The organism is Streptomyces sp. NPDC091272 (assembly GCF_044757485.1).
Taxonomy (GTDB): Bacteria; Actinomycetota; Actinomycetes; order Streptomycetales; family Streptomycetaceae; genus Streptomyces.
Map to the genome: position 1 here is coordinate 145042 of NZ_JBIVVC010000003.1, position 25664 is coordinate 170705.

The 25664-nt window shown below is 71.0% G+C and carries 18 protein-coding genes and 1 pseudogene; 4 read left to right on the forward strand and 15 right to left on the reverse strand.

What is annotated here, in order from left to right:
• Nucleotides 1–485 precede the first annotated feature (485 nt).
• The 6 genes from topA to ACIQM4_RS09885 all read right to left on the reverse strand — a co-directional run bounded on the left by topA (nt 486) and on the right by ACIQM4_RS09885 (nt 9798).
• Nucleotides 486–3311: a type I DNA topoisomerase gene (gene topA / locus ACIQM4_RS09860; protein ID WP_401588592.1), complete on the reverse strand. Its 2826-nt coding sequence runs from the start codon at nt 3309–3311 to the stop codon at nt 486–488.
• A gap of 502 nt (nt 3312–3813) precedes the next feature.
• Complete coding sequence (locus ACIQM4_RS09865) at nt 3814–5355, reverse strand: methyltransferase (RefSeq protein WP_401588594.1); 1542 nt, start codon at nt 5353–5355, stop codon at nt 3814–3816.
• A gap of 106 nt (nt 5356–5461) precedes the next feature.
• The gene (locus ACIQM4_RS09870; RefSeq protein WP_401588597.1) at nt 5462–5989 is read right to left on the reverse strand and encodes a small secreted protein; all 528 of its coding nucleotides are present in this window, start codon (nt 5987–5989) and stop codon (nt 5462–5464) included.
• A gap of 211 nt (nt 5990–6200) precedes the next feature.
• Nucleotides 6201–8681 carry a sodium-translocating pyrophosphatase gene (locus ACIQM4_RS09875; RefSeq protein WP_401588599.1) on the reverse strand — a complete coding sequence of 827 codons (2481 nt, stop codon included), beginning with the start codon at nt 8679–8681 and terminating at the stop codon, nt 6201–6203.
• A 201-nt stretch (nt 8682–8882) separates the two neighbouring features.
• Nucleotides 8883–9332, reverse strand: a complete 450-nt coding sequence (locus ACIQM4_RS09880) for an ATP-binding protein (RefSeq protein ID WP_401588602.1) — start codon at nt 9330–9332, stop codon at nt 8883–8885.
• 112 nt (nt 9333–9444) lie between these two features.
• Complete coding sequence (locus ACIQM4_RS09885; RefSeq protein WP_185033884.1) at nt 9445–9798, reverse strand: STAS domain-containing protein; 354 nt, start codon at nt 9796–9798, stop codon at nt 9445–9447.
• A 163-nt stretch (nt 9799–9961) separates the two neighbouring features.
• On the opposite strand from ACIQM4_RS09885, the gene ACIQM4_RS09890 reads away from it, so the two are divergent.
• On the forward strand, nt 9962–12418 hold the full coding sequence (locus tag ACIQM4_RS09890; protein WP_401588605.1) for a DEAD/DEAH box helicase: 2457 nt from the start codon (nt 9962–9964) through the stop codon (nt 12416–12418).
• Nucleotides 12419–12598: 180 nt separating this feature from the next.
• On the opposite strand, the pseudogene ACIQM4_RS09895 reads toward ACIQM4_RS09890, so the two are convergent.
• From ACIQM4_RS09895 to ssd, 7 genes and pseudogenes are all read right to left on the reverse strand, one after another.
• Nucleotides 12599–13033 (reverse strand): annotated as a pseudogene (locus ACIQM4_RS09895) (Rv3654c family TadE-like protein); the annotation flags it as partial.
• Nucleotides 13034–13050: 17 nt separating this feature from the next.
• Nucleotides 13051–13437, reverse strand: coding sequence for a TadE family type IV pilus minor pilin (locus ACIQM4_RS09900; protein ID WP_401588608.1), 387 nt, complete (start codon nt 13435–13437; stop codon nt 13051–13053).
• The gene (locus ACIQM4_RS09905; RefSeq protein WP_401588611.1) at nt 13424–13561 is read right to left on the reverse strand and encodes a DUF4244 domain-containing protein; all 138 of its coding nucleotides are present in this window, start codon (nt 13559–13561) and stop codon (nt 13424–13426) included. The genes ACIQM4_RS09900 and ACIQM4_RS09905 overlap by 14 nt, the downstream gene beginning before the upstream one ends.
• 150 nt (nt 13562–13711) lie before the next feature.
• Nucleotides 13712–14503 (reverse strand): type II secretion system F family protein, encoded by a 792-nt coding sequence (locus ACIQM4_RS09910; RefSeq protein WP_401588614.1) that lies wholly within the window; start codon nt 14501–14503, stop codon nt 13712–13714.
• A complete protein-coding gene (locus ACIQM4_RS09915; RefSeq protein WP_401590082.1) occupies nt 14500–15327 on the reverse strand; it encodes a type II secretion system F family protein in 828 nt (275 codons plus the stop codon). The genes ACIQM4_RS09910 and ACIQM4_RS09915 overlap by 4 nt, the downstream gene beginning before the upstream one ends.
• Nucleotides 15328–15377: 50 nt before the next feature.
• Nucleotides 15378–16529: a TadA family conjugal transfer-associated ATPase gene (locus tag ACIQM4_RS09920; protein ID WP_401588617.1), complete on the reverse strand. Its 1152-nt coding sequence runs from the start codon at nt 16527–16529 to the stop codon at nt 15378–15380.
• Nucleotides 16526–17617, reverse strand: a complete 1092-nt coding sequence (gene ssd / locus ACIQM4_RS09925; RefSeq protein WP_401590085.1) for a septum site-determining protein Ssd — start codon at nt 17615–17617, stop codon at nt 16526–16528. Before ssd ends, ACIQM4_RS09920 begins: the two co-directional genes overlap by 4 nt.
• 474 nt (nt 17618–18091) lie before the next feature.
• Between ssd and ACIQM4_RS09930 the strand changes: the two genes are divergently transcribed.
• Complete coding sequence (locus ACIQM4_RS09930) at nt 18092–18940, forward strand: HAD family hydrolase (RefSeq protein WP_401588619.1); 849 nt, start codon at nt 18092–18094, stop codon at nt 18938–18940.
• Between the two features lie 555 nt (nt 18941–19495).
• On the opposite strand, the gene ACIQM4_RS09935 is transcribed toward ACIQM4_RS09930, so the two are convergent.
• Nucleotides 19496–20323 carry an oxidoreductase gene (locus ACIQM4_RS09935; RefSeq protein WP_401588621.1) on the reverse strand — a complete coding sequence of 276 codons (828 nt, stop codon included), beginning with the start codon at nt 20321–20323 and terminating at the stop codon, nt 19496–19498.
• A 112-nt stretch (nt 20324–20435) separates the two neighbouring features.
• Here ACIQM4_RS09935 and ACIQM4_RS09940 point away from each other — a divergent pair, with 112 nt between their 5' ends.
• Nucleotides 20436–21428, forward strand: a complete 993-nt coding sequence (locus ACIQM4_RS09940; RefSeq protein ID WP_401588624.1) for an ATP-binding protein — start codon at nt 20436–20438, stop codon at nt 21426–21428.
• Between the two features lie 48 nt (nt 21429–21476).
• Here ACIQM4_RS09940 and ACIQM4_RS09945 read toward each other — a convergent pair whose 3' ends face one another.
• The gene (locus tag ACIQM4_RS09945) at nt 21477–22829 is read right to left on the reverse strand and encodes a hypothetical protein (RefSeq protein WP_401588626.1); all 1353 of its coding nucleotides are present in this window, start codon (nt 22827–22829) and stop codon (nt 21477–21479) included.
• A 290-nt stretch (nt 22830–23119) separates the two neighbouring features.
• On the opposite strand from ACIQM4_RS09945, the gene ACIQM4_RS09950 reads away from it, so the two are divergent.
• The gene (locus ACIQM4_RS09950) at nt 23120–25510 is read left to right on the forward strand and encodes a bifunctional SulP family inorganic anion transporter/carbonic anhydrase (protein ID WP_401588629.1); all 2391 of its coding nucleotides are present in this window, start codon (nt 23120–23122) and stop codon (nt 25508–25510) included.
• Nucleotides 25511–25664: the final 154 nt, after the last annotated feature.

A 25664-nucleotide genomic window follows, 5' to 3' on the forward strand; every position in this document is an offset into this window, starting at 1 on the left:
CACCCTGAGCCCCGCCGGGCAGCGGAGCAGCCCCTTGGGCTGAGGCCGCCCGAAGCTCCCCCCAGCCTCCTTGGGCAGCGGGGCCGCCCCCCCGGGGGCGGGACGGGTGGGCAAGGGGGCGGCCCCTCGCGCGAAGCGCATCCCCCTTGGCGGCGGGCCAGCCTTGCGTGGCGCGTTTCCTTCGCGCGGGCGCGTCGTGGCTGATCGCGCAGTTCCCCGCGCCCCTGGGAGGTGCCCCCTGGGCGTGGGAGCGAGACGTGCGGGTGCGTCGTGGCTGGTCGCGCAGATCCCCGGCCTCGTGGGGCGCCCCCTGGGCGAGGGAGCGGATCGTGCGGGCACGTCGTGGCTGATCGCGCAGTTCCCCGCGCCCCTGGGAGGTGCCCCCTGACCGTGGTAGCGAGACGTGCGGGCACGTCGTGGCTGATCGCGCAGTTCCTCGCGCCCGGGGCCCAGGGGCGCGGGGGCCCCGGGCCCCCGAGGGCCCTCTATTCCGGAGCCGGTGTCTTCTTCGCCGCCGCAGCCGCCGTCTTCTTCGCCGCCGCGGGAGCCGTCGTCTTCTTCGCCGCCGCGCCTGCCGCCGTCTTCTTCGCTGCCGTCTTCTTGGCCGGAGCCTTCTTCGCCGGAGCCTTCTTCGCCGCCTTCTTGGCGACCTTCTTCGCCGGTCCCTTGGCGCGCTTCTCCGCCAGGAGCTCGTACCCGCGCTCCGGAGTGATCTCCTCCACGCTGTCGCCCGAGCGCAGCGTCGCGTTCGTCTCGCCGTCGGTCACGTACGCACCGAAGCGGCCGTCCTTCACCACGACCGGACGCTCGCTCACCGGGTCCGTGCCCAGTTCCTTCAGCGGCGGCTTGGCCGCGGCCCGCCCGCGCTGCTTGGGCTGGGCGTAGATGGCCAGCGCCTCCTCCACCGTGATGGAGAACAGCTGGTCCTCGGTCTCCAGCGACCGCGAGTCCGTCCCCTTCTTGAGGTACGGCCCGTAACGCCCGTTCTGCGCGGTGATCTCGACGCCCTCGGCGTCGACCCCCACCACGCGCGGCAGCGACATCAGCTTCAGCGCGTCGGCCAGCGTCACCGTGTCCAGCGACATCGACTTGAAGAGGGAGGCGGTCCGCGGCTTGATCGCGTTCTTGCCGGTCTTCGGCGTGCCCTCGGGCAGGATCTCCGTGACGTACGGGCCGTAGCGGCCGTCCTTCGCGACGATCTGCCGTCCCGTCTCCGGGTCCGCGCCCAGCTCGAAGTCACCGCTCGGCTTGGCCAGCAGCTCCTCCGCGTACTCCACGGTCAGCTCGTCCGGAGCCATGTCGTCGGGGACGTCCGCACGCTGGTGGTTCTCCGCGTCCTTCTCGCCACGCTCGATGTACGGCCCGTAACGGCCGACCCGCAGCACGATCCCGTCGCCCACCGGGAACGACGAGATCTCCCGCGCGTCGATCGCACCGAGGTCCGTCACCAGTTCCTTGAGCCCGCCCAGGTGGTCGCCGTCGCCGTTGCCCGCCTCGGAGGCGAGGCCGGCCGCCTCGCCCTCGCCGAAGTAGAACCGCCGCAGCCACGGCACGGACTGCGCCTCGCCCCGCGCGATGCGGTCGAGGTCGTCCTCCATCCGGGCGGTGAAGTCGTAGTCGACGAGCCGGCCGAAGTGCTTCTCCAGCAGGTTGACCACGGCGAACGACAGGAAGGACGGGACGAGCGCCGTCCCCTTCTTGAAGACGTAGCCGCGGTCCAGGATGGTGCCGATGATCGAGGCGTACGTGGACGGACGCCCGATCTCCCGCTCCTCCAGCTCCTTGACCAGCGAGGCCTCGGTGTAACGGGCCGGCGGCTTGGTCGCGTGGCCGTCAACCGTGATCTCCTCGGCGCCCAGCGCGTCGCCCTCGGCGACCTGCGGCAGACGGCGCTCGCGGTCGTCCAGCTCCGCGTTCGGGTCGTCGGCGCCTTCCACGTACGCCTTCATGAAGCCGTGGAAGGTGATCGTCTTGCCGGAGGCCGAGAACTCGGCGACCCGGCCGTCGGACGAGGTGCCCGCGATCCGCACGGTCACCGAGTTTCCGACCGCGTCCTTCATCTGCGAGGCGACCGTCCGCTTCCAGATCAGCTCGTAGAGCCGGAACTGGTCGCCGGTCAGGCCGGTCTCGGCCGGAGTGCGGAAACGGTCACCCGACGGGCGAATCGCCTCGTGCGCCTCCTGGGCGTTCTTGACCTTCCCGGCGTAGGTGCGCGGCTTGTCCGGGAGGTAGTCGGCGCCGTACAGCTGGGTGACCTGGGTGCGGGCGGCGGTGATCGCGGTGCCGGACAGCGTCGTGGAGTCCGTACGCATGTAGGTGATGAAGCCGTTCTCGTACAGCTTCTGGGCCACCTGCATGGTCGACTTCGCGCCGAATCCGAGCTTGCGGGACGCCTCCTGCTGGAGGGTCGTCGTACGGAACGGTGCGTAGGGCGAGCGGCGGTACGGCTTGGACTCGACCGAGCGCACCGCGAAGGTGGAGTCGGCGAGGGCCGCGGCCAGTGCGCGGGCGTTCGCCTCGTCCAGGTGCAGGACGTCGCTCTTCAGCTGTCCGGCCGCGCTGAAGTCGCGGCCCTGGGCGACGCGCCTGCCGTCGACCGTCGTCAGGCGGGCGACCAGGGAGGACGGGTCGGAGGCGTCGCCGGTGCGTCCGGTGGAGAACGTACCGGTGAGGTCCCAGTACTCAGCAGAACGAAAAGCGATGCGCTCGCGTTCCCGGGCGACCACAAGGCGGGTCGCGACGGACTGCACCCGGCCCGCCGACAGCTTCGGCATGACCTTCTTCCACAGGACCGGCGACACCTCGTAGCCGTACAGGCGGTCGAGGATGCGCCTGGTCTCCTGCGCGTCGACCATCGGCTTGTTCAGCTCGCGCGGGTTCGACACCGCCTCGCGGATCGCGTCCTTGGTGATCTCGTGGAAGACCATCCGGTGGACGGGGACCTTGGGCTTCAGGACCTCCTGGAGGTGCCACGCGATGGCTTCGCCCTCGCGGTCCTCATCGGTGGCCAGGAAGAGTTCGTCCGACTCGGCCAGCAGCTCCTTGAGCTTCTTGACCTGCGCCTTCTTGTCGGAGTTCACGACGTAGATGGGCTGGAAGTCGTTGTCGACGTCAACCCCGAGGCGACGGACCTCGCCGGTGTACTTGTCCGGCACCTCCGCGGCGCCGTTCGGGAGGTCGCGGATGTGCCCGACGCTCGCCTCGACTACGTATCCGGGGCCGAGGTAGCCCTTGATCGTCTTCGCCTTGGCAGGCGACTCGACGATGACGAGTCGGCGGCCGCCCTGTGCGGTCTCGCTGGTCGGGGACAACTTGGCTCTTCTCTCCGGTCGACACTCGGTGGTCACAAGTGGTGGTTTGTACCCGCCACGCACGGCAGTGCGCGGCGCATATCGCTGCGGAGTGTGACGGTACAACCCGCCCCCGTGTCAAACGGCAAAAGCCCGAAAGCCCGCAACGGCCACTCGGAGACGGTAACCCGACAATCGCCATTCCTGCCGCCCGGACCGACACACCACCCCTTACGGGTGCCGGGTCGAGCCGTCCGGCTCCCGGCCCGGTGACCCCGCCTGACCTGCCGATGAGCCCCCTCAGCCGCCTCTCGGCGAGGCCGTCCCGGCCTGCGCCTTCAGATCGGCCGACCGCCGGGGCGGGCCGGTCCCGCACGCCCCCTGCCGCACCCCGGCGGATCCGACGGACCCCGCCGAAGCTCCTTCGAGCCGCCCTCGGCGGGACGACGGACCCGCCGAGGTGACTTCGCGCACCCGTGCCGCACCCCGGCACTCGCCCACCGGGTGGCCGCGGTCCTTCAGCTCACTGGACCCCGCCCGCCCCGAGCGGCTCCAGGAACCCCTGCTCCACCAGCAAACGGATGGCCTCCGGGGTCCGGTCCCTGAGCAATACCGGGTCCTCCTCGATGAGTTGCGCAATCGCGTCCAGGATCTGACCTGCGGTCAGCGACCCGTCCGACACCCCTGCGAAACCCGCACCGACCGTGTCGACCTTCGTCGCCCGCCGCATCCCCCGGTGCTGGCGCAGCACCACGTGCTCCGGGTCCTCGGCGCCCGGCGTGCCGATCTGCTCCTGCACGACCTCGTCGGCGAGCTTGAAACGGTCCGCGAGGAGCGCCGCGTCGTCGTGTGCGCGCAGATAGTCCTGCCGCTCGAAGTGGGCGCGGATCACCGGGCCCAGCGGCTGCTCGACGGCGTGCGGCCACTCCTCGACGGTGATCGACGGCGCGTCCTGCGCGGCCGCCGACCTGCGCAGGGTGATCCAGCCGAAGCCGACCCCGGTGGTCTTGCGGGCCTCGAACTCGTCCAGCCAGGCCTCGTACCGCGCCGCGTACTCGGCGGGGTCGGTCCGGTGGTCGCCGCCGTCGCGCAGCCACAGCTCGGCGTACTGCGTGACGTCCTGCACCTCGCGCTGCACGATCCACGCGTCGCAGCCGCGCGGCACCCAGGAGCGGAGCCTGTCCTGCCAGTCCTCGCCCTCCACGTGCTGCCAGTTGGCGAGGAACTGCGCGTACCCGCCCTCGTTCAGCAGCTCTCCCGCGCCGGACACCAGCGTGCGGCACAGGTCGTCCCCGCCCATTCCGCCGTCCCGGTAGGTCAGCCGGGCGCCGGGCGAGATGACGAAGGGCGGGTTGGAGACGATCAGGTCGTACGTCGCCTCCCCCACCGGCTCGAACAGCGAGCCCTCCAGCAGCTCGGCCTCCGGCGCCCCCGACAGTGCGAGGGTGAGGCGGGTGAAGGCGAGCGCCCGCGGGTTCAGATCGGTGGCGGTGACCCGTACCGCGTGCTGGGCGGCGTGCAGCGCCTGGATGCCCGAGCCCGTACCGAGGTCCAGTGCGGAGCCGACAGGCGTACGTACGGTGATGCCGGCGAGCGTGGTGGACGCGCCGCCGACGCCGAGCACGACGCCCTCCTCGCGGGTGCCCGCCCCGCCCGCGCCGCCGACCGCACGCCCCAGGTCGGACACGATGAACCAGTCCTGGCCCTCGTCCCCGCCGTAGGGCCGCACATCGACGCTCGCCCGTACCTCGTCGCCCTCTGCCACCAGCCAGCCGTCGGCCAGGCACAGTTCCACCGGCAGTACGGCGGCGGCGCGCGGGGCCGGCACCGGTTCCTGGAGCAGGAAGAGGCGCACCAGCGTCGCCAGCGGACCCTCTCCCCTGGTGGCGCGCAGGGCGGGCACGGTCTCGCCGCGGGCGAGCGCGCTGTACGCGGGCGCGCCGAGCAGGTCGAGCAGCCCGTCGGCGGTGAAGGCCGCGGCGAGCAGGGCGTCCCGCAGCCGGGGCGCGCTCTCGGGGGCGGGCAGGGACTCGGGCAGGGGCGCGGAAAGACTGGTCTGACTCACCCGGCCATTGTCACCGCTGCCACCGACAATCGCCGTAACCCGTGCACGGCCCGGCCCCGGGCGTACCCCCCGGCTCGGGGGGAGCTCGGGCCGCCGGGCCCTTCGGTCACTTGGTCGGGGTCGCGGCCCCGTCCTTGGGCTTCACGCAGGTCGGCTGAGCCTTGCTGAGCAGCTTGTCCGCCTTCTCCATGTCGGTGCCGATCTCCTTCAGGCCCTTCGCGAACGAGTCGCCGTTCTTCGGGTCGAGTGCCTCGGCCTTCTTCTTCAGCTCGGTATACGCGGCGGCCTGCGCCTCCAACTGCTTGATGCCGTCCTGCTGGAGCTGCTCGCCCTTGTCGATCGGCGGTACGCCCGAGGTGCGCAGCGCCTGGGCCAGCGCCCGGTTCGACTCCGCGACCTGCTGGAACGCGGCCACGTCAGCCTTCTTGATGTCCTCGGGCTTGCCGTCGGCCGCCGTCGCGACGATCAGCTGCTCGGCCTTGCTGCGCTTGTCCAGCGCGGTCTTCTCCTTCGGGCAGAAAGCCTTGGACCACTCCGCCTTCTTGTCTTCGGCGTCGTCTCCGCAGCCGGTCAGCGTCGTCATCATCACCAGTACCGCACCGCCGGACAGTGCGGCTGCAAGCTTCTTGTTCACCGGATTGGTCCCTTCCAAGGTTCTCGGCCCCGGAACATACACGCCAACTGGGCTACTACCGCGTGTCGAGGGTCCCATTCACCCGGCATTGAAGCCATTTGCACCAAGAGAGAGACGGCTCACGCCCCTCCCGCGCCCGCGCGCACAGGGGGCGGGCGACACACCAACGCGTGCCGCCCGCCCGCCTTCTGAGCTGCCGTTACCTGATCCTCTACGGCACCGCCCTGGTCGTCATGGTCGGCCCGGCCTGTTCCGGCACACCCCCGGAGTTGCCTTCGTCACCATTTCCTCCCTGGCCGCCCGCTTCGTCGCCCATCACGATGCCGCGCCGCTTGGACACGTACACCGCGCCGACGATCACGCCGAAGGCGATGACCGCGACCACGGCCCGCACCCACGGGTTCGCGTCGACGCCGAAGCTGAACTGGACGACGGCGGGTGCGATCAGCAGCGCCACCAGGTTCATCACCTTCAGCAGCGGGTTGATCGCGGGGCCCGCGGTGTCCTTGAACGGGTCACCGACGGTGTCACCGATCACCGTCGCGGAGTGCGCCTCGCTGCCCTTGCCGCCGTGGTGGCCGTCCTCGACGAGCTTCTTGGCGTTGTCCCAGGCCCCGCCGGAGTTCGCGAGGAAGACCGCCATCAGGGTGCCGGCCCCGATCGCACCCGCGAGGTACGAGCCGAGCGCGCCGACCCCGAACGTGAAGCCGACCGCGATCGGAGCCATCACGGCCAGCAGCCCTGGGGTCGCCAGCTCGCGCAGCGCGTCCTTCGTACAGATGTCGACGACCCGCCCGTACTCCGGCTTCTCCGTGTAGTCCATGATCCCCGGGTGCTCGCGGAACTGCCGCCGCACCTCGTACACCACGGCCCCCGCCGACCTGGACACCGCGTTGATCGCCAGCCCCGAGAAGAGGAAGACGACCGCGGCGCCGAGCATCAGCCCGACCAGGTTGTTCGGCTGCGAGATGTCCATGGAGAGGTTGACCGGGGTGCCTTCACCGCCGGTCACCACGCCTGCCTTCCGCGCCGCGCTCAGGATGGCGTCGCGGTACGAGCCGAAGAGCGCCGCCGCCGCGAGGACGGCCGTGGCGATGGCGATGCCCTTGGTGATGGCCTTGGTCGTGTTGCCCACCGCGTCCAGGTCGGTGAGCACCTGCGCGCCCGCGCCCGTCACGTCGCCGGACATCTCGGCGATCCCCTGCGCGTTGTCGGAGACGGGGCCGAAGGTGTCCATCGCGACGATGACCCCGACGGTGGTGAGCAGCCCGGTCCCGGCCAGCGCGACCGCGAAGAGGGCCAGGATGATCGACGTGCCGCCGAGCAGGAAGGCCCCGTACACACCGAGTCCGATGAGCAGCGCGGTGTAGACGGCGGATTCCAGCCCGATCGAGATGCCGGCCAGCACCACGGTCGCGGCCCCGGTCAGCGACGACTTCCCGATGTCACGGACCGGCCGCCGTGTCGTCTCAGTGAAGTAGCCCGTCAGCTGCTGGATCAGCGCGGCCAGCACGATGCCGATGGCCACGGCGACCAGCGCCAGCATCCGCGGATCACCGCTGTGCCCGAGCACCGTCTTGTCCCCGACGCCGTCGAGATCCGCGTACGAGGACGGCAGGTACACGAAGACGGCCACGGCGACCAGCACCAGGGAGATCGCGGCGGAGATGAAGAAGCCGCGGTTGATCGCGGTCATGCCGCTGCGGTCGGCGCGCCGGGGCGCGACGGCGAAGATGCCGATCATCGCGGTGATCACGCCGATCGCGGGGACGATCAGCGGGAACGCGAGCCCCGCGTCGCCGAACGCGGCCATGCCCAGGATCAGCGCCGCGACCAGCGTCACCGCGTACGACTCGAAGAGGTCGGCCGCCATCCCCGCGCAGTCACCGACGTTGTCACCCACGTTGTCGGCGATGGTCGCGGCATTGCGCGGATCGTCTTCCGGAATTCCCTGTTCCACCTTGCCGACCAGGTCGGCGCCGACATCGGCGGCCTTGGTGAAGATGCCGCCGCCGACCCGCATGAACATCGCGATGAGCGCGGCGCCGAGACCGAAGCCCTCCAGGACCTTGGGGGCGTGGTCGGCGTACACGAGGACGACGACGGCGGCCCCCAGCAGCCCGAGGCCCACGGTGATCATTCCGACGACGCCACCCGTGCGAAAAGCGATCTTCATCGCTTTGTGCGAAGCGATCTTCGAACCGTCCACCGCGGACGCCGAGGCGAGATCCTTTTGTGTCTCCCCCTCCACCGAAATGGCAGGCGTCGCTTCTCGCGCAGCCGCCGCCACACGCACATTGCTCCGTACGGCAAGACGCATGCCGATGTATCCGGTCGCCGCGGAGAATACCGCGCCGACGAGGAAGAACAGCGATCGTCCTATCCGCTGCGAGGCGTTGTCGGCCGGAAGCAGCAGCAACAGGAACACCACCACCACCGCGAAGATCCCCAGGGTCCGCAGCTGCCGCGTCAGATAGGCGTTCGCGCCTTCCTGAACGGCGGCGGCGATCTCCTTCATGGAGTCGGTACCCTCGTCCGCCGCCAGGACCTGCCGTACCAGCAGGCGGGCGACGATCAGTGCGGCGATCGCGACGGCGGCGATGACGATCACGATGAGCCGGTTGTTGTCGGTGAGTGAAACCGCGAGGTTGGAGAGATGTTCGGACTGTGGGGAGTTGAAGAGTCCCGCCATTCGTCCTCCTTGACGCGCAGAGCTCAAGATGTGGACGGATTGTAGGTAGCGGAAGCTGATCTCAACAGACCGCAGTGGAACCGATCTCGGTAAATGATTTTGAAGCGGCTCCGAAAAGACGAAAGGCCCTGCTCAGCAGGGCCTTACGAATATCAATTCCGGAAATGCCGTAGGAGCATTACCACAGGGACCCCAGGGGCCTCAGGGCAGATTCACCGCGGAAGCGATGGGCCAGCTCATACGGATCACTCCGCCGTTCGCCCCGTCGACGACTTCGAGGTCGTCGACGAGCCCGCTGATCACGGCGAGTCCCATGTCGTCCTCGCCGTCGGAGTCGAGATCGACAGCACCCGGCACCGACTCCGGTGTGCTGCGCGCGTCCGGCACCGCGACGTCCGGCCCGGGAACCTCGTCGCCGACCTCGATGGAGAAGGTCTTCTCCTCCTCGGTCAACGCCACCCGCACCGGAGCCGAAATACCGTTCGAACGGTGCAGCCCCACGGCTCGGGAGCACGCCTCACCCACCGCGAGCCGGACTTCGTCCAGCACCGCCTCGTCGACCCCGGCCCGACGCGCCACGGCGGCCGCCACGAGGCGGGCCGTCCTGACGTGCTCGGGCTGGGCGCTGAAACGGAGTTCCACGGTGGCCATTGCGCTCCCCCTTGACGTACGGGCGTGCATCCGCAGGAGGCCGGGCGGTAGGCCCGGCACCCCGCGTTGTACTGCTCTTTGTTTCGAAATCGCTCCCGGGAACCGGAAGCCGTCAGTCGGTGGCCGCGACGGCTTCGTCGACCGTGGTGTGGATGGGGAACACCTTGGTCAGTCCGGTAATCCGGAAGATCTTGAGAATGCGCTCCTGGTTGCAGACCAGGCGCAGCGAGCCCTCATGGGCACGCACACGCTTCAGCCCGCCGACCAGTACGCCGAGACCGGTGGAGTCGAGGAAGTCCACGCCCTCCATGTCGACGACCAGGTGGTAACTGCCGTCGTTCACCAACTCGACCAACTGCTCGCGCAGCTTGGGCGCGGTATACACATCAATCTCGCCACCGACCTCGACGACCGTACGGTCGCCGGCAGGTCCGGTCACGTTGCGAGTCGACAGGGACAGGTCCACGGATCCTCCAGCACCTTGCTATCGAGCGGCCGCCCCCCTGAGGTCTCCCCGGCGGAGCCAGAGGACGGAACGCCAGCCGCGAAACGCATTCAATCACTTACCAGCAGGCGAGCACGACGCCTTGGGCCCATTGTCCGTCACGCCAGTGACACACTCGGCGGTGATGGCCAAGAATCCCCGTACCGGACGACCTCCCCAGAGCAGGGCCCAGACCCCGTCTCCAGGCGAGGTCCTCGCCCGTCTCACCGCAGGGGAGAGCCGGGCCGCTCGCGTCACTCATACGGAGCACCTGCCCCCGCGTGAGGGCACCCATGCAGTCTGGCCCGACCGCATCCGCGCGGAAGTGATCGCGGCCGTCCGGAACGCCGGAATCGAGCACCCCTGGACCCACCAGGCACAGGCCGCGGAGCACGCGCTGGACGGCGAGTCCGTGGTGATCGCCACCGGGACGGCCTCCGGCAAGTCCCTCGCCTACCTGGCGCCGGTCCTCAGCGCCCTCCTGGACGGCTCTGAGGCGCCCAACGGCCGCGGCGCGACCGCCCTCTACCTGGCGCCCACCAAGGCCCTGGCGGCCGACCAGCGCCGCGCGGTGAAAGCCCTCGCGGCCCCCCTCGGCAACGCGGTCCGCCCGGCGGTCTACGACGGGGACACCCCGGTCGAGGAACGCGAATGGGTGCGCCAGTACGCCAACCTGGTCCTCACCAACCCCGACATGCTGCACCGCGGGATACTCCCGTCACACCCCCGCTGGTCCTCCTTCCTCAAGGCCCTGCGCTTCGTCGTCATCGACGAGTGCCACACCTACCGCGGCGTCTTCGGCTCCCACGTCGCGCAGGTCGTACGCCGGCTCCGCCGGCTCTGCGCGCGGTACGGGGCCGACCCGGTCTTCCTCCTCGCCTCCGCCACCTCCGCGGACCCGGCGGTGGCCGCGAGCCGCCTCACCGGCCTGCCCGTCCGGGAGGTCGCCGACGACGCGTCGCCCCGCGGCGAACTGGTCTTCGCCCTCTGGGAGCCCCCGCTCACCGATCTCCACGGCGAGCAGGAGGCCCCCGTGCGACGCACCGCCACCGCGGAGACGGCTGACCTGCTCACCGACCTGATCCTGCACAAAACCCGCACAGTCGCCTTCGTGCGCTCCCGCCGTGGGGCCGAACTGATCTCCCTCATCGCGAAGGAACGCCTGGCCTCGATCGACCGCTCCCTCCCACAGCGGGTGGCGGCCTACCGCGGCGGTTATCTCCCCGAGGAACGCCGGGCCCTCGAAGCCGCCCTGCACTCCGGCGAGCTCCTCGGCCTGGCCGCCACCACGGCCCTCGAACTCGGCATCGACGTCTCCGGCCTGGACGCCGTCCTGATCGCCGGCTATCCCGGCACCCGCGCCTCCCTCTGGCAGCAGGCCGGCCGTGCGGGCCGCTCCGGCGGGGGCGCCCTGGCCGTCCTCATCGCCCGCGACGACCCCCTGGACACCTATCTCGCCCACCACCCCGAGGCCCTCTTCGCCCAGCCGGTGGAATCGACGGTCCTCGACCCCGACAACCCGTACGTCCTTGCCCCGCACCTGTGCGCGGCCGCCGCCGAGCTCCCCCTGACCGCTCCCGACCTCGCCCTCTTCGGCCCGGCCGCGGCCCCGCTCCTGCCCTCCCTCGAAGCGGCGGCCCTCCTGCGCCGCCGCGGGAAGTCCTGGTACTGGACCCGCCGCGACCGCGCCGCCGACCTGGCCGACATCCGGGGCGGGGGCGGCAATCCCGTCCAGATCGTCGAGGAGTCCACCGGCCGGCTGCTCGGCACGGTCGACGCCGAAGCCGCCCACACCGCCGTGCACGAGGGCGCCGTCCACCTCCACCAGGGCCGCAGCTACCTGGTCCGCCGGCTCGACCTCGAAGACTCCGCAGCACTGGTGGAAGAGGCCAGTCCGCCCTACTCCACCACCGCTCGCGACACCACCGCGATCTCGATCCTGTCGACCGACACCACCGTCCACTGGGGCACGGCCCGCCTGCACTACGGCTCCGTCGAGGTCACGAACCAGGTCGTCTCCTTCCTCCGCCGCAAACTCATCACCGGCGAGGTCCTGGGCGAGACCAAGCTCGACCTGCCACCGCGCACCCTGCGGACCCGGGCCGTCTGGTGGACGATCACCGAGGACGACATGGACGCGGCCCGCCTCACCCCCGAGATCCTCCCGGGCGCCCTGCACGCCGCCGAACACGCCTCCATCGGCCTGCTCCCGCTCTTCGCCACCTGCGACCGCTGGGACATCGGCGGGGTCTCCCTGCCCCTCCACCCCGACACCCTCCTCCCCACCGTCTTCGTCTACGACGGCCATCCGGGCGGCGCCGGCTTCGCCGAACGCGGATTCGAGACCGCCCGTGCCTGGCTCACCGCCACCCGGGAAGCCATCGCCTCCTGCGAGTGCGACGCCGGCTGCCCGTCCTGCATCCAGTCCCCCAAGTGCGGCAACGGCAACGACCCCCTGCACAAACGCGGCGCCCTCCGCCTCCTCACCACCCTCCTCAACGCGGCCCCACCCCCCGCCACCACCACTCCCACCCCACCCGACCCCTCCTCCACCGACTCCACCCCATCCGAGCCCACCACCTTGAACGAGAGCGAGTCCTAGGGGTCCCCGAGCCCCTGAGGCACCTTCGACCACGCTGCCTCCCGGCCCTCCCGGCACTCCTGGCCTTCCCGGCCCTCCCGGCCCTCCCTGCCCTCCCTGCCCTCCCGGCCCTCCCTGCCCTCCCTGCCCTCCCGGCCCTCCCGGCCCTGCCGGCCCTGTCGGCCCTCCCGGCCCTGCCCTGGCCCTCACCTCCACCTCGTACGGCCCCACGCCGGCCGCCACCGAGATGTCCGCCACCTCGCCCCGCACCGAACACCTCACCAGCCGGGCACCTTGCGCCCCGGCCACCTCCCGCGCCCTCCCGCACGCCGTGGCCTCCCCCCGCCTCCACTCCATTGCCGCCGCCAACGCCGCCAGGTCGGCGCCGCCGCCGGCCCGGTGCCGGGCCACCACTGCCTGTCCCATCGCCAGCACCCCGGTGAACACCACTGCGAGCATCGCGATCACCCCCAACGCCCACACCGACGCCGACCCCCGGTCCGACCCCGCTCCCCTCGTCCTCATCGGCCCACGCCCCCAACGCCCTGTTCTCCCCGGCGCCGGCGCCCGCCCCCGGCCCCACCTCCGCACCCACCCCCGCACCCACCCCCGCCCCGAGCCACCTCCTCCCGCCATCGCCGTCGCCCGCAGGTTCACGTCGCCCCCGCCCCCACCGTCTCCTCGGCCAGAGCCACCGCCTCGGCCCGCAGTGCCAGGCCCAGTCGGCCGGGCCCCGGCGCGGGTGCTTCCACCAGCACCCGCACCAGGTCGCCCTCACGCCTGAACCCGACCTTCGCGCCGTCCGGCGCCGCCTGCCTCACCGCCGCCTCTGTCGCCGCCCGTGGTTCCTGCCGGGCCGCGGCCCGCGCCCCCACCCGGGCCGCGTCGACGCACTGGATCTGCGCGGAGGCCGCCATCAGGGCCCACACCAGCGCCAACCCGAACAACATCAGTACGGGCAGGGCCAGAGCCGCCTCGGCAGTCACATAGCCGCTGTCACCCTGCGCACGGCTCTGCGTCGCTGTCTCAGAACTGGACATCGAGCGCCCTCGACACCGCCGCCTGCAGCGCCGTCGAGACCGCGTCGCTGCTGACGACCTTGTAGAGCACCGCTGCGAAGGCGCACGCCGCGATCGTCCCCACCGCGTACTCGGAGGTCGTCATTCCGGCGTCCCCTGCCACTCGCCCCCAGCTTCCGCCCCGCAGCTTCAGCCACATCCACCACCGCTTCCACACCCACAGCCATTTCCACATCTCGACCTCCCGTTGATTACGTTCACCGCGTATGCCGAACCGGCTCTTTGCCGGTTCGTTTCAGCCACCGCCCAGCAACCCGTCCGCCAGCCCGATCACCACCGGCGCCACTCCCACCACCAAGAACGCGGGCAGGAAGCAGAGCGACAGCGGAACGACGATCAGCACCCCGGCCCTGTTGGCCGATGCCTCGGCCAAACGGGCCCGTTCCGCCCGGAGGCCGTCCGCCACGCGACCGATCGGCCCGGCCGCCGGGGCCCCGCTGGTTCCAGCGCGCTCCAGGCACCTGGCCAGCCCGGCGGCGCCCGGTATCGCCGCCACCCGGCCCCACGCCTGGGCCGGTTCACCTCCGAGCCTGAGCTCCGCCGCCACCCGCGACAGCCGTTCCCCGACCGGCCCACCGAGTGAATCCCCGACCGCCCCCGCAGCCTCCAGAGGCCCGGCCCCCGCCGCGACGCAGGCCGCCAAGAGGTCTGCGGCAAGCGGCAGTTGCCGACCCACGGCCGCCTCCTCGGCGGCAGCCTCGCCCCCCGACTGACGGCCCCGCTGCCACCGCCGCACTCCGACCGCGGCCACCGCCCCGGCGAGACACCCCCACACCCCGCCCACGAGCACGTATCCCGCGACCAGCGCTCCTGCGGGACCGCCCCAGTCCCGCGCCCACCCGACGCGGCCACGAAGGAGTCCTCGCCGTGCCTCCTCGTACACCGCCGCCTCGACCGCCAGCAGTCTCACCAGCCGCTGCCGGGCCTCCCGCTCGCTGCGCCGCCCCGCCACCGCGAAGGCGAGGCTTCCCACGGCCGCCCCCGCGGCCACCACCGCCCCCAGCCTGTGGACAACTTCGCCACTCATGACCCGTCCCCCTCTCCGTCGCTCACGATCCGGTGGGCCCACAGGAGTCCCACGGTTTCCAACAGCCCTCCCGTCACCAGGCACCCGAGCCCCAGCGGTGTGTGCAGCAGCACCCTCAGCGGGTCGGCGCCCATCGCGGTGCCGATCAGCACTCCCACCACCGGCAGCACCGCGAGCAGTCCCACCGTCGACCAGGCCCCCGCCAGCCGTGCCCGCAGGTGCTCCCGCCGGTCCCGATCGGCCCGCAGCGCCGCCTCCAACCGGTCGAGTCCGGCGGCGAGTCCGGCCCCGCTGCCCACCGCCACCTGCCAGCAGACGGCGAGACCGACCAGCCCGGCCGCTCCCGGCTCCCGCGCGGCCCGGTGCAGCGCCACCGGCACCTCACCCCCGAACCTGGCCGCCGCCAACACCTCGGCCGCCCCGTCGCCCAGCGCGCCGGTGTCCGCGGCCGCCGCGCACAGCGCCTGTCCCGGCTGACTGCCCGCCCGAAGCTCCCCACCGACCGCCCCGCAGAGCGCGATCACCTCGTCGGCGCGTCTGGCGCGCGCCCGCGTCCGCTCCCTCGCCCGCAGCCGCCTTCGCACCAGCGGAACCGCCGCCGCCCCCAGCGCCAGTGGAATCACCGACTCCCCCAGGAGCGCGACCACCGCCGCCCCCGGCACGCACCACCACTCGGGCCGCATCCGCTCCCGCACCTGCGGCCAGACCCTCTCCCAGGGCGCCTCCCGCTCCTGCGCCAAGCCCCCGGCCAGCACCGTCCGGGCCCGTCGCGGGCCCTGCCCCCGGCCGACCAGCAACCAGGCCGCGAGCCCCGCGCACACCATCGCCGCACACGTCGCCGCGTACGTCGTCGCGTACGAGGGCGGCCCTCCGGTCACAGCGCACCACCGATCAGTTCGCGCAGCCGGGGCCAGCCCCGCTCCCGTACGAACCCCTCGGCGCCCCACCGCAGCGCGGGCACCGTCAGCACCAGCCCGGCAGGGTCCCGGTCCAGCACGTGCACCTCGGCGAGGCGCCGCCGCCCGTCCCGGTCCCGTACGAGATGCAGGACCACCGACAGCGCTGCCGCCAACTGGCTGTGCAAAGCCGCCCGGTCCAGTCCGGCGGCCGTCCCCAGGGCCTCCATCCGTGCCGGTACCTGCGCCGCCGCGTTGGCGTGGACGGTCCCGCACCCGCCCTCGTGCCCGGTGTTCAACGCGGCCAGCAGTTCGGTCACTTCGCCGCCGCGGACCTCACCGACCACCAGTCGGTCAGGCCGCATCCGCAGCGCCTGTCGCACCAGGTCCCGCAGGGTGACCCGGCCCGCGCCCTCCTGGTTCGGGGGCCGGGACTCCAGCCGCACCACATGGGGATGGTCGGGTCGCAGCTCCGCCGAATCCTCCGCGAGAACGATCCGCTCCCGCTCCCCGACCAGCCCCAGCAGCGCCGAGAGCAGAGTCGTCTTGCCCGCCCCCGTGCCCCCGCTGATCAGGAACGAAAGCCTGGCCTCCACCAGCGCCCGCAGCAGCACGTCCCCGCCCGGTGGCACGGTCCCGGCAGTCACCAGTTCCTGGGGCCGGAACGCCCTGGGCCGAACCACCCGCAGTGAAAGACACGTCGACCCGACGGCCACCGGTGGCAGCACGGCGTGCATCCGCGTCCCGTCCGGCAGGCGGGCGTCCACCCACGGCCTGGCGTCGTCGAGCCGTCGGCCGGCCACGGCGGCGAGCCGCTGCGCCAGCCTGCGCACCGCCGCCGCGTCCTCGAAGCAGACTTCGGAGAGCTCCAGGCCCGCGCCGCGGTCGACCCACACCCGGTCCGGCGCCGACACCAGCACGTCGGACACCGAAGGATCGGCGAGCAGCGGCTCCAACGGTCCCGCCCCCACGAGCTCGGACCGCAACTCGTCGGCGGCCCCGAGGACTTCCGTGTCCCCGAGCAGCCGCCCCTGCTCCCGCAGCACGGCGGCCACCCTGGCCGGTGTCGGCTCCGCCCCGCTCTCCGCGAGACGCATGCGCACCGCGTCGAGCAGTACGGACGCGCTCATCCGGCCACACCCCCGACCAGCGCGCGCTCCCAGAACGCGGTGCAGAAGCGGGCCAGCGGACCGCGCGGGCTGCTCCCCGGCGGCTCCCCGTCCGCGAGGGCCTCCCACAGCCCCGGCTCGGCGGGCACTTCTCCCACCAGAGGGAGGTCGAGTGCCTTGGCCACCCATTTCTCGTCGAGTCCTGCCGCATACGGTCCTCGTACGACCGTCCGCAGATCCTCCAGCACCATGCCCGCCGTGGCGGCGACCCGCCGAGCCGCTGCCACGGCCCGCAGCTCCCCGGGCACCACGAGCAGCCCGAGGTCCAGCTGGGCCAGCGCCTCCGCCACGCTCTCGTCCACCCGGCGCGGCAGGTCCACGACCACCACCCCGCCGGCCCGGCGGGCCGCCGCGAGCACCGACCGCATCGCTTCCGGGGGGATGACCACCGCGTCGCTGCGGTCCCAGCTCAACACTCTCAAGTCATGCAGCCGGGGCAGCGATTCCTCCAGTGCCGCGCTGGCGACCCGCCCCCGTGAGGAGGCGAAGTCGGGCCAGCGCATGCCCTGCACGCTCTCCCCGCCGAGCAGGACGTCGAGCCCCCCACCGAGCGGATCGCCGTCAATGAGCATGGTGCGGCTGCCGGCTCGTGCCGCCGTGACGGCGAGCGCGCACGCCAGGGTGGAAGCCCCCGCCCCGCCGCGTCCGCCCATCACTCCGACGGTGAGTGCCTGACGGCCGACGCCCTCCGTCGCGTCGGCGATCCGGTTCACCAGCCAGGTTTCCGCGTCCGGCAGGCGCAGTACGTAGTCCGCGCCGATCTCGACGGCCCGCCGCCAGACCAGCGGATCGTCCTGGTCCCGTCCGACGAGCATCACCCCTCGCCTGCGCACGGCTCCCCGCACGCGGGCGGCGGCGTCATCGCCGACGAGCACCAGCGGCGCGGCTTCCCAACTTCCGTGCCGTTCCGGCAATCCGTGCTGAACTTCCGGCTCCGCTCCCGCCGCGGCGCACAATCTCAGTAGATCGTCGAGCAGTTCCACATCTTCGGTGACGATCAGCGGTCCACCCCGCCGCCCTCCGGCAGCCGACAACCGGTCGGGTGTGATCGGTCGAGCCACGATCTCCGCCCCCTCTCACTGCGCTCTCAAGCGATTTCGAGATCCGCGAACTTCGCGGCTGGAATCACCGTGCAGCGATCCGGAAAATCGTGTGGATCTTGCTCGAAAACTGTGGACAACTCATCGGTTGTGAATATTCCGACCACCCTTACCAGTGACTTCCAAGGGGAGCGGAACGACTACCCAGAGTGACTAGTTGAGAGCGTGAGAGGACCCGACATCCATCACGTACGAGAGGGAGGGCCTGCCCGATACACCAGGATCAAGGGCCGCCGAGGAGTCCGAAAACCCATCCGGACATGCGACGACCCCCGCCGGGGGGGAGAGCGGGGGTCGTCTGCCACGGTTCGACTCGGGGGGGGAGGAGCCGAACCGGGGTAGCACGGTCGCGAACGATCCGTGACTTCCATGGTGTACCCGAGAGGCTTCTCAGGCAAACCCACGCGCCACAGCGTACGCCGAATGGTGGGCGCCTATGCTCGCCTCGTGGAAATCCGCTCGCTCCCCCGCACCGCTGCCTTCTTCGACCTGGACAAGACCGTCATTGCGAAGTCGAGCACGCTGACCTTCAGCAAGTCCTTCTACCAAGGCGGGCTGATCAACCGCCGGGCCGTTCTCAGAACGGCGTACGCGCAGTTCGTCTTCCTGGCCGGGGGCGCGGACCACGATCAGATGGAAGGGATGCGCGAATACCTCTCGGCGCTCTGCAAGGGCTGGAACGTCCAGCAGGTGCGGGAGATCGTCGCCGAGACCCTGCACGACCTGATCGACCCGATCATCTACGACGAGGCGGCTTCTCTCATCGAGGAGCACCACGCGGCCGGCCGCGATGTCGTGATCGTCTCGACGTCCGGGGCCGAGGTGGTCGAACCGATCGGCGAGCTGCTCGGGGCGGACCGGGTGGTGGCCACCCGGATGGTCGTCGGCGAAGACGGCTGTTTCACCGGCGAGGTCGAGTACTACGCCTACGGGCCGACGAAGGCGAAGGCCGTCGAGGAGCTCGCCGCATCCGAGGGGTACGACCTGGCACGCTGTTTCGCGTACAGCGACTCGGCGACCGACGTGCCGATGCTGGAGTCGGTCGGCCACCCCTTCGCGGTCAATCCGGACCGCGCCCTGCGCCGGGAGGCGACCGCCCGGGAATGGCCGATTCTGACCTTCAACCGTCCGGTGCGGCTGAAGCAGCGGCTACCCAGTCTCTCGATGCCGCCCCGCCCGGCCCTGATGGCAGCGGCAGCGGTGGGCGCGGCGGCCGCCACGGCCGGCCTCGTCTGGTACGCGAACCGCCGCCGGGTCCCCGTCACCGGTTGAGTCCATGCAACCTGTGGCTTGCCACTCCCCTGCGATTTGCCCGTATTTGAGACTAAAAGTAAAGAAGGCCCCCCAGGGGTTTCGCTTCCCCGCCGACGGGAGTACAAAGGAGTCAACGGCCCGCGAGACCAAGGACATCCGAGAGGATCACCTGCCTACGCATCACGGCCCCACGGACCGCGCATGGAAGCCGAGCACCCACGCGACGTCGACCCGTCGATTACGGGCCAGCCGCACCAGGCGACGGGCGAAGATCCCGACCTGATGGGCAAAAATCCGAGGACGCTTGGTAACCCGGCCGACATGCCAGCGGCGGTACCGACTCAGGTACCGCCGCACCTTTGTGTTCGGCACCGCCGCACCTTCATGTCCAGCGCCGCCGCACCTTTGTGTTCGGCACCGCCGCACCTTCATGTCCAGCGCCGCCGCACCTGCGCGTTCGGCACCGCCGCACCTTTGTGTCCAGCAGGTACCGCCGCACTCTTGTGGCCAAACACCCGTGTCCGACACCGACACCGCCCGCCCCGGCCCCTGAGCGGCCCGCCCGTCCCAGGTTCAGGCCGCTCCGCGCTGCAGGGCCTCGCAGACCGCCGTCGACTCCCGGGCGCCGAGCTCCGCCGCCCGTCCGCAGTGCGCGATCCACGCCGCCACGCCCTCCGGCGTGCCGGACACGTAACCCTCCAGGGCCGCGAGGTACTCCGCCCGGCCCTGTTCCGCATGGCCCACCTCGGCCGGGCACACCGCCTTCGGGTCGAGCCCGCTGTTGATCAGCACGATGCGCTCGGCGGTCCGTGCCACGAGCCCGTTGTGCGAGCCGAACGGCCGCAGGGCCAGCAGCTCACCGTGCACCACCGCTGCCGTCACCAGTGCCGGAGCAGCCGCGCCGCCCGCGATGATCAGCTGGGAGAGCCCCTCCAGGCGGCCGGCCACCTCGCTCGCACCGGGGAGAGCGAGCTCGATCAGTGGCTCGTCGACCGGCTCGCCCGCCAGCCTCGGCCGTCCCACAAGTTCGTCCGCGACGCCCGCTCCACCCGCCGCCACCAGGTGCAACCGGGCCAGGACCCGCAGCGGTGACTGCCGCCAGATGGAGAGCAACTGCCCTGCCTCGGCCGCCAGCCGCAGCGCCCCGCCGACCACCCGGGCCTCGTCGTCGCCGCTGAAGTCGGTGCGCCGCCGCACCTCCTCCAGTGCCCAGTCGGCCCCCGCGAGCGCCGCCGAACCGCGCGCACCACGCAGCGCGGCCTCTCCGGTGATCTCGTTGCTGCGACGCCGCATGACGCGGTGCCCGTAGACCCGGTCCACCGCCCCGCGCACGGAATCCACTGCCTCGGGCACGCCCGGCAGCGCACCTAGCGCCGCGAGCGGATCAGCGTTCGTACTCATAAGTAAGGAGCGTACGCACCGTTCCCGCGCACCCGTCCCGGCTCCTCCTTGGAGTGGTCTTCTTCACTTGCATTGCACACCCAGAGCATTCACGCGATTACCCTTGGTGAACATGAAGATCGCTTTCGTCGGGAAGGGCGGCAGTGGCAAGACCACGCTGTCCTCACTGTTCATCCGCCACCTCACGGCCAACGAAGCTCCGGTCGTCGCCGTAGACGCCGACATCAACCAGCATCTGGGCGCGGCCCTGGGCCTCTCGGACGACGAGTCGGCCGCGCTGCCCGCGATGGGGGCGCACCTCCCCCTCATCAAGGACTACCTGCGTGGCACCAACCCCCGCATCGCCTCCGCCGAGTCGATGATCAAGACGACTCCGCCCGGCGAGGGCTCCCGGCTGCTGCGGGTCGGCGAGGACAACCCGGTGTACGACGCGTGCGCCCGTGAGGTCTCCCTCGACGACGGCGTCATCCGGCTGATGGCCACCGGCCCGTTCACCGAGTCGGACCTGGGCGTGGCCTGCTACCACTCCAAGGTCGGCGCCGTCGAGATGTGCCTGAACCACCTGGTCGACGGCCCCGAGGAGTTCGTCGTCGTCGACATGACCGCGGGCTCGGACTCCTTCGCGTCCGGCATGTTCACCCGCTTCGACATGACGTTCCTGGTGGCCGAGCCGACCCGCAAGGGCGTCTCCGTCTACCGTCAGTACAAGGAGTACGCCCGGGACTTCGGCATCGCGCTGAAGGTCGTCGGCAACAAGGTCCAGGGTCAGGACGACCTGGACTTCCTGCGCGCGGAGGTCGGTGACGACCTGTTGGTCTCCGTGGGCCAGTCGGACTGGGTGCGCGCCATGGAGAAGGGCCGGCCCAACCGCTTCGAGCTCCTGGAGGCGGACAACCGGCTCGCCCTGCAAACGCTCCAGGACGCCGCCGAGGACAGCTACGCGCACCGCGACTGGGCGCGATACACCCGCCAGATGGTGCACTTCCACCTGAAGAACGCGGAGAGCTGGGGGAACGCGAAGACCGGCGTCGACCTGGCTGCCCAGGTCGACCCGGCCTTCGTACTGGACGAGCGGCTGGTGGCCGGCGCGGCCCAACCCGCCTGAGTGGCGAAGTGCCGGCGCACCGGCCGGGCCGGCCAAGGGAGCGGAAGCTCAGTGCCGTTCAGCCGGTGCGGCTGCCTGCGCGGCGGGCGCGTGGACGACCGGTGCAAGGGCGGCCGGGGCGTGAGAGGCCGGTGCAAGGGCGGCCGGGGCGTGGGCGGCCGACGCGCGGGTGGCCGGCTGGGCGGCCGGGTTCAGGTAGGACGCCCAGCCCGTCTTCGGCGCCTGGCCGACCTTCAGGGAGCGCAGCTTGGCCAGGACCTTCGGGTCCTGCGCGTCCAGCCAGTCCGCGAGCTGACGGAACGACACACACTTCACGTCGCGCTGGGTGCAGACGGCCTTGATGGTGTCCTCGATGGCGCGCATGTACGTGCCGCCGTTCCAGGACTCGAAGTGGTTGCCGATGATCAGCGGGGCGCGGTTGCCCTTGTACGAACGGTCGAAGGCCTGCAGCAGACCGTCGCGCATCTGATTGCCCCAGTACTCGTGCTGACTCTCGTCGCCGCGGGTCGCACCCGACTGGTTCATGTAAAAGTTGTAGTCCATGGACAGGGTCTGGAAGGCCCTCCCAGGTACGGGCACCAGCTGCATCGACAGGTCCCAGAGACGGCCCTCCTTCTCGGGCCAGATCTGGTCGTTGACACCGCTGGTGTCGTAGCGGAAGCCCATCTCGCTCGCCGCGCGCATGAAGTTCTTGCGGCCCTCCAGGCAGGGGGTGCGCGCGCCGATCAGTTCCTTCTCGTAGTCGAAGGGCAGCGGCTTGACCGATTTCAGCGCCGCGTTGGACTTCCAGTTCTTGACGAAGGACTTGGCCTGGGAGATCTCGCTCTTCCACTCCTCCTTGGACCAGGTGCCCACCCCGCCGTCCTTGCCGCAGAAGTGGCCGTTGAAGTGGGTGCCGATCTCGTTGCCCTCGAACCAGGCGCCGCGGATCTGCTCCACGGTGTCCTTGATTCCCTTGGCGTCGTTGAAGCCGATGTCGGAGCGCCCGACCGCGTGCTGCGGCGGGTTGTAGAGGTTCTTCTTGTCCCCGGGCAGGAGGTAGACCCCGCTGAGGAAGTACGTCATCGACGCGTTGTACTTCTGTCCGACCTTGCGGAAGTGGGAGAACAGCCGCTGGCTGTCCTCACCCGCGCCGTCCCAGGAGAACACCACGAACTGCGGGGGCTTCTGGCCCGGCGCGAGCTTCTTCGGCACGGGCTGCATGGGCTGGGCCCCGGTGTACGCGGTCGAGCCGTCGCCGATCAGCCGGACCGGGCTCTTGGGTGCGGCGACGGGCTCGTTCTTCTTGGCTCCGTGGGCGCCTGCCGGTCCGGACGTCTGACCCCCGCACCCCGCGAGGGCGGCCAGGGACAGTACGGCGGCGGTGACGCCGAAGGTGACTCTCTTCGTGGCGGCCATCATCCGCCCACCCTCTTTCCTTCATCGGCTTGCAGGGCCGCGGACCGGAACGGTTCGAACGGCGCGGCAAACCTCGCACGCACGCACAATCACATTGATGCGACAAGCCGCACGAAATGCTTATTCACTGGTTCGGGTGAGTAATTGCCCCATTTGACCGCAAAGGCCCACCCAAGCCTTTACTCTGAATTACGATTCGTTTACCGAGAGTTTTAGGTCCCCCGCTGCACGCCGTGATCCACGGCCGCGACCCCTCGTTCCCGCGACCGCGCTGCCCCGGAGGAGACAAGGCAATGACTGCTTGCGTACCCACTCGCCCCGACCACACCTCTCGCACCACCCGAGCCTCACGGTTCCAACGGCCGCACAGCCCGCCGTCCGGTGACGGCGGGAAGCACCACCGAGCCCGTTTCAAGATCGCGGGAGGCGACCTCGCCGCCTCGCTGACCGTGTTTCTGATCGCGGTGCCCATGTCGCTGGGACTGGCCGTCGCCATAGACGCCCCGCTGGCGGCCGGCCTGATCGGCGCCGCTGTCGGCGGCATCGTCGTCGGACTGCTCGGCGGCACTCCGCTCCTGGTCAGCGGGCCCTCGGCCGGGCTGACCGTGGTGACCGCAGGACTGATCCAGCGTTACGGCTGGCGCACCACCTGCGGCATCGTCATCTGCGCCGGTCTGGTGCAGATCCTGCTCGGCTCGCTCAAGGCCGCGCGCAATGCCCTGGCCGTCAGCCCCGCCATCGTGCACGGCACCCTCGCCGGCATCGGCGTCGCGATCGCGCTCGCCCAGTTGCACATCGTGCTCGGCGGCTCGCCCGAGAGTTCCGCCGTCGACAACGCCCTCGCCCTGCCCGAACAGTTGGCCAACCTCGGTCCGGCCGCCCCCCTCATCGGCATCCTCACCATCGCCGTGCTGATCCTGTGGCCGCGCCTCCCGGGGCGTACGGGCAAATTCCTCCGCAAGACCCCCGCCGCACTCGCGTCCGTCGCGATCGCCACCGCGGTCGCCGCCGTCGCGGCCCCCTCGATCACCAGGGTCGACCTGCCGTCCTGGAGCAGCCACGCCCTGCCCGAAATTCCACAGGGGCCGGTGCTCGCGCTCATCGCGGCGGTGCTCACGGTCACTCTGGTGGCGAGCCTGGAATCGCTGTTGTCCGCGGTCGCCGTGGACAAACTGGCCGCGGAGCGCCCCGCGGTGCCGGGCGTGCCACCGGTGCCACGCTCCGACCTGGACCGTGAACTGCGCGGCCAGGGCATTTCCAACATGGTGTCCGGCCTGCTCGGCGGGCTGCCGATCTCCGGCGGCGCCGTCCGCTCCACGGCCAACGTCCGTACGGGCGCGGTCAGCCGGGCCGCCACCGTGCTGCACGGTGTATGGGTACTGCTCGCCTCCGCACTGCTCGTCGGGGTTCTGGAGTGGATTCCGCTGGCCGCGCTGGCCGCCCTGGTGATGATGGTCGGCATCCAGATGGTGAGCTTCGCGCACATCCGTAACGTCCACAGGCACCGCGAATTCCTGGTGTACGTCACCACGGTCGCCGGTGTCGTCCTGCTCGGGGTGCTGGAGGGCGTGGCCCTGGGCATCGCCGTCGCCGTCGCCGTCGCTCTGCACCGGCTGGCCAAGACCCGCATCGTCACCGAGACGACCGCCGACGGCGTCCACCATGTGCGGGTGCGTGGCCAGTTGACCTTCCTGGCGGTCCCCCGGCTGACCCGGACGCTGGGCCAGGTGCCCCAGGGGTCGCACGCGGTCGTGGAACTGGACGGCTCCTTCATGGACCACGCGGCGTACGAGGCACTGCAGAGCTGGCAGGACAGCCATGTCGCGCAAGGCGGCAAGGTCGAGGTCACCGGCAGGTCCGGCATCCGGGTCGCCGGGCCGGTGACCGGTGCGCACACCTGCTGCCGCCCCTGGACCCCCTGGCACAACCACCACTGCGACGAACACACGGCGCCCGCCGAAGCCCCCGGCGCCCGCCCCGCCGGTACGCGCCAACTGGCCAGCGGTCTCAGCGCGTTCCAGCGCAACACCGCGCCGCTGGTCCGCGACGAACTGGCGCGCCTTGCCAGGGAGGGCCAGAGCCCCTCCCAGCTGTTCCTGACCTGCGCGGACTCCCGCCTGGTCACGAGCATGATCACGTCCAGCGGCCCCGGCGACCTCTTCACCGTGCGGAACGTGGGAAATCTGGTTCCGCCGCCGGGGGCGGAGAGCACCGACGATTCGGTCGCGGCAGCCATCGAGTACGCGGTGGACGTGCTGAAGGTCGCCTCCATCACCATCTGCGGGCACTCCGGGTGCGGTGCCATGCAAGCCCTGCTCAACAGCCCGGCGGAGAATGCCGAGAGCACCCCGCTACGACGGTGGCTTCGCCACGGCGCGCCGAGCCTGAGCCGGATGCGCAGCCGTCACCACTCGTGGGCGCGGATCTCCGGACGGCTGCCCACCGATGTCGTGGAGCAGCTCTGCCTGACCAACGTGGTGCAGCAGCTGGAGCACCTGCGCCAGCACGAATCGGTGCGGCGGCGCCTCGCCGAGGGCACCCTCGAACTGCACGGGATGTACTTCCACGTGGGCGAGGCGCAGGCATACCTGCTGGTCGACGGGGCACGGATCGGAGAGACCAGCGAGGTCTTCGACCGGGTCGTGCCGTCGTCACACACGCAGCGGGAGGACCTGAGCGCGTGAGCCGACACGCGCGGGGCGGCCTGGGCGCGTGAGCCGACGGCCTGGAAAGGCCTGAGCGCCCGAGCCGCCACGCAGTGGAAGGGCTTGAGCGCCTGAGCTACCACGCCGCGGAGAGGCCTGCGCGCCTGACCTACCACGCCGTGGAGCGGCCTGC

What these genes read in the sequence shown, in the direction of transcription:
- ACIQM4_RS09875 (WP_401588599.1), bottom strand. Translation starts at nt 8,681, where the DNA reads ATGGCGGGACTCTTCAACTCCCCACAGTCCGAACATCTCTCCAACCTC.
- ACIQM4_RS09880 (WP_401588602.1), bottom strand. Translation starts at nt 9,332, where the DNA reads ATGGCCACCGTGGAACTCCGTTTCAGCGCCCAGCCCGAGCACGTCAGG.
- ACIQM4_RS09890 (WP_401588605.1), top strand. Translation starts at nt 9,962, where the DNA reads ATGGCCAAGAATCCCCGTACCGGACGACCTCCCCAGAGCAGGGCCCAG.
- ACIQM4_RS09900 (WP_401588608.1), bottom strand. Translation starts at nt 13,437, where the DNA reads ATGTCCAGTTCTGAGACAGCGACGCAGAGCCGTGCGCAGGGTGACAGC.
- ACIQM4_RS09905 (WP_401588611.1), bottom strand. Translation starts at nt 13,561, where the DNA reads ATGACGACCTCCGAGTACGCGGTGGGGACGATCGCGGCGTGCGCCTTC.
- ACIQM4_RS09910 (WP_401588614.1), bottom strand. Translation starts at nt 14,503, where the DNA reads ATGAGTGGCGAAGTTGTCCACAGGCTGGGGGCGGTGGTGGCCGCGGGG.
- ACIQM4_RS09915 (WP_401590082.1), bottom strand. Translation starts at nt 15,327, where the DNA reads ATGGTGTGCGCGGGGCTCGCGGCCTGGTTGCTGGTCGGCCGGGGGCAG.
- ACIQM4_RS09920 (WP_401588617.1), bottom strand. Translation starts at nt 16,529, where the DNA reads ATGAGCGCGTCCGTACTGCTCGACGCGGTGCGCATGCGTCTCGCGGAG.
- ACIQM4_RS09930 (WP_401588619.1), top strand. Translation starts at nt 18,092, where the DNA reads ATGGTGGGCGCCTATGCTCGCCTCGTGGAAATCCGCTCGCTCCCCCGC.
- ACIQM4_RS09935 (WP_401588621.1), bottom strand. Translation starts at nt 20,323, where the DNA reads ATGAGTACGAACGCTGATCCGCTCGCGGCGCTAGGTGCGCTGCCGGGC.
- ACIQM4_RS09940 (WP_401588624.1), top strand. Translation starts at nt 20,436, where the DNA reads ATGAAGATCGCTTTCGTCGGGAAGGGCGGCAGTGGCAAGACCACGCTG.
- ACIQM4_RS09945 (WP_401588626.1), bottom strand. Translation starts at nt 22,829, where the DNA reads ATGATGGCCGCCACGAAGAGAGTCACCTTCGGCGTCACCGCCGCCGTA.
- ACIQM4_RS09950 (WP_401588629.1), top strand. Translation starts at nt 23,120, where the DNA reads ATGACTGCTTGCGTACCCACTCGCCCCGACCACACCTCTCGCACCACC.